At 76.3% G+C, this 2,322-nt stretch carries 1 protein-coding gene and 1 pseudogene; one reads left to right on the forward strand and one right to left on the reverse strand.

The window, feature by feature from the left end; translation table 11 throughout:
* Positions 1-263 (forward strand): annotated as a pseudogene (locus E1298_RS49115) (peptidase); the annotation flags it as partial.
* Between the two features lie 79 nt (positions 264-342).
* On the opposite strand, the gene E1298_RS46300 reads toward E1298_RS49115, so the two are convergent.
* A complete protein-coding gene (locus E1298_RS46300) occupies positions 343-2,133 on the reverse strand; it encodes a serine/threonine-protein kinase (RefSeq protein ID WP_131903714.1) in 1,791 nt (596 codons plus the stop codon).
* Positions 2,134-2,322: the final 189 nt, after the last annotated feature.

Here is a 2,322-nt window from a genome sequence, read left to right on the forward strand (position 1 = left end):
GCCCGCCGACGCCGCCCACCGACCCGGAGCCGCCGACGAGCCCGTCCCCGGAACCGCCCACGCTGCCCTCGTCGCCGCTCCTGCCCGGCCTCCCGTCGCCCGGGACGGGCGCCGGCCCGTCCGCCGCGTCCTTCGCCCCGCCGCACCGCCTGCCGTTCACGGGCACCGACGCGCTGCCCCTCGCCGCGCTCGGCCTGGCGGCGGTCCTGGCGGGCGGCACCGCGGTCGCCGCGACCCGCAGGCGCGCCCCTCGCGGAACCTGACCGTCCGGCCTTCTCCACGTCGAAGGGGCGCCCCCCACTCCGGGAGGCGCCCCTTCGCCTTGCACGGGGCTCCCCAGGTTCAAAGGGGCTGGGAGGAGGCGACCTTCCAGGTGGCGCCGGTGCGCTGGAGGACGAGGCGGCGGACGGTGACCTTGTCGCCGTCGTCGCAAGTCCCCTTCGCGCACGCGCCCACGGTCACCAGGGCGGTGAGCCGGCCGGCGGCTCCGCCGTCGCGGAAGCCGACCTCCACCGGCGTCTCGGACGCGAGGGACGGGTCGCGCGCGACGGCGTCCAGCGCGCCGCGCGCCCGCTCGTCCGGCCACGCGGCGCCCGCCGTGTCGGCGCGGACCGAGCCGGCCTTGAGCGTGTAGAGCGAGTCGAGCAGCCAGCCGCTCCCCTGCCGGACCATGGTCGCGCGCATCGGGTCCTGGAGCCGGTCCGGCCTCGCGTCCCGCGCCTGGACGGTCCGCCTGACGTAGGACAGGACGGTGACCCGGCCCGGGTCGGCGGCCACGACGGCGGAGTCCACGATGTCGGCGGTGACCGAGCCCTTCTTGTCGCGCAGCTGGTCGAGGTAATCGCGCGTCGCGAGCTGCCGGTCGTAGTCGGCGCCGTACCGGGGCGTCGCCAGCCGGTGCGCGGCGGCCACGTTCTGGTCGATCGTCGCGTGGTCGAAGCTGAGCACCGTCCTGACGGCCTCGGCGGCCGGGGCGACGGCGGCCGCCGCGGAGGCGGGCGGCGCGGCCGGGACGGCGTCCTTCGAGCCGGGACGGTCGGACGAGCCGCTCGCGATCAGACCCCAGGCCGTCCCGCCTCCGGCGAGCAGGAGCAGGGGCACCACGACGGCGGCGACGCGCCATCCGAACCGGCGCGGCGCGGGCGGGACGGTCTCGTGCACCGCGTGCTCGGGAATGCCCGGGGCACCGGTGCGCCCCGCACGGCCCGCTGCAGGCGGCGCGGACGGCGTGCGCGGCGCCGGGGGCGTGCGCTGGTCCCCGGCCAGGTGCGCGCCCGTGCTCAGCGCCAGCTCGTCCTCCGGCGTGAACGGAGCCTGGCGCCCGAGCAGGTCCAGCAGCACCTGCTGCGCCTCCGGGCGCCGCGCCGGGTCCTTGGCCAGGCAGGACGTGACGACCTCGCGGAGCGAGCCGGGCAGGGACGACAGGTCGGGCTCGTAGTGCAGGATCCGGTGGAAGACCGCCGAGATCGTGTCGTTGCCGAACGGATGCCGCCCGGTCGCCGCGAACAGCACCGTCGCGGCCCAGGCGAACATGTCGACCCCGGTGCCGAGCTCGCCGTCGGTGACCTGCTCGGGCGCCATGTAGGACGGGGTGCCGAGCACACCGCTGCCCTTGCTCGCGACGGAGCCGAGCATCCGCGCGATGCCGAAGTCGATGACGCGCGGGCCGTCCGGGCCCATCAGCACGTTGGACGGCTTGAAGTCGCGGTGCAGGATTCCCGCGCGGTGGATCGCGGCCAGGGCGGTGACGGTGCCGATGGCGAGCCGGTCCAGGTCGGTGCCGACGCGCGGGCCCTGCCCGGGGCCCTGGCCGGTGACGAGCCCGGTGAGCGAGGGCCCCGGCACGTACTCGCTGACGACGTAGGGCGTGTCGCCGGAGAAGTCGGCGTCCAGGACCTGCGCGGTGCAGAACCCGGCGACGCGTCCGATGACCTTGAGCTCGCGCTCGAACCGCGCCCGCCACTCGGGGTTCCGGCTGAGCTGGGCGCGCAGCAGCTTGACCGCCGCCTGCCCGCCGTCCGCGCGCCGCCCCAGGTAGACGATGCTCTGGCCGCCCTCGCCGATCCTGCCGAGCAGCTCGTAGCGGCCCAGCCGCGCCGGATCGCCGGGCGCCAGGGGGCGAACGGCCGCCATGGGTTCTCCTCCGTCGCGTGCGGACCCGCCACGGAACCTTCTACCCGCGCGAGCGCCGGATGGCCCCTTCCATCCGGCACTCGTTAGACGCCTGTGATCGTCTGTGCGTTCTCCTGTGCGTTCTCCGCCGGCCGCGCGGACCGTGCGGCCGGCGGAGAACGCACAGGAGAACGCACAGACGATCACAGG

Source organism: Actinomadura rubrisoli (assembly GCF_004349215.1).
Lineage (GTDB): Bacteria > Actinomycetota > Actinomycetes > Streptosporangiales > Streptosporangiaceae > Spirillospora > Spirillospora rubrisoli.

Bases quoted from the DNA above. Each gene is read 5' to 3' on its own strand.
- E1298_RS46300 (WP_131903714.1), bottom strand. From the start codon at position 2,133: ATGGCGGCCGTTCGCCCCCTGGCGCCCGGCGATCCGGCGCGGCTGGGC.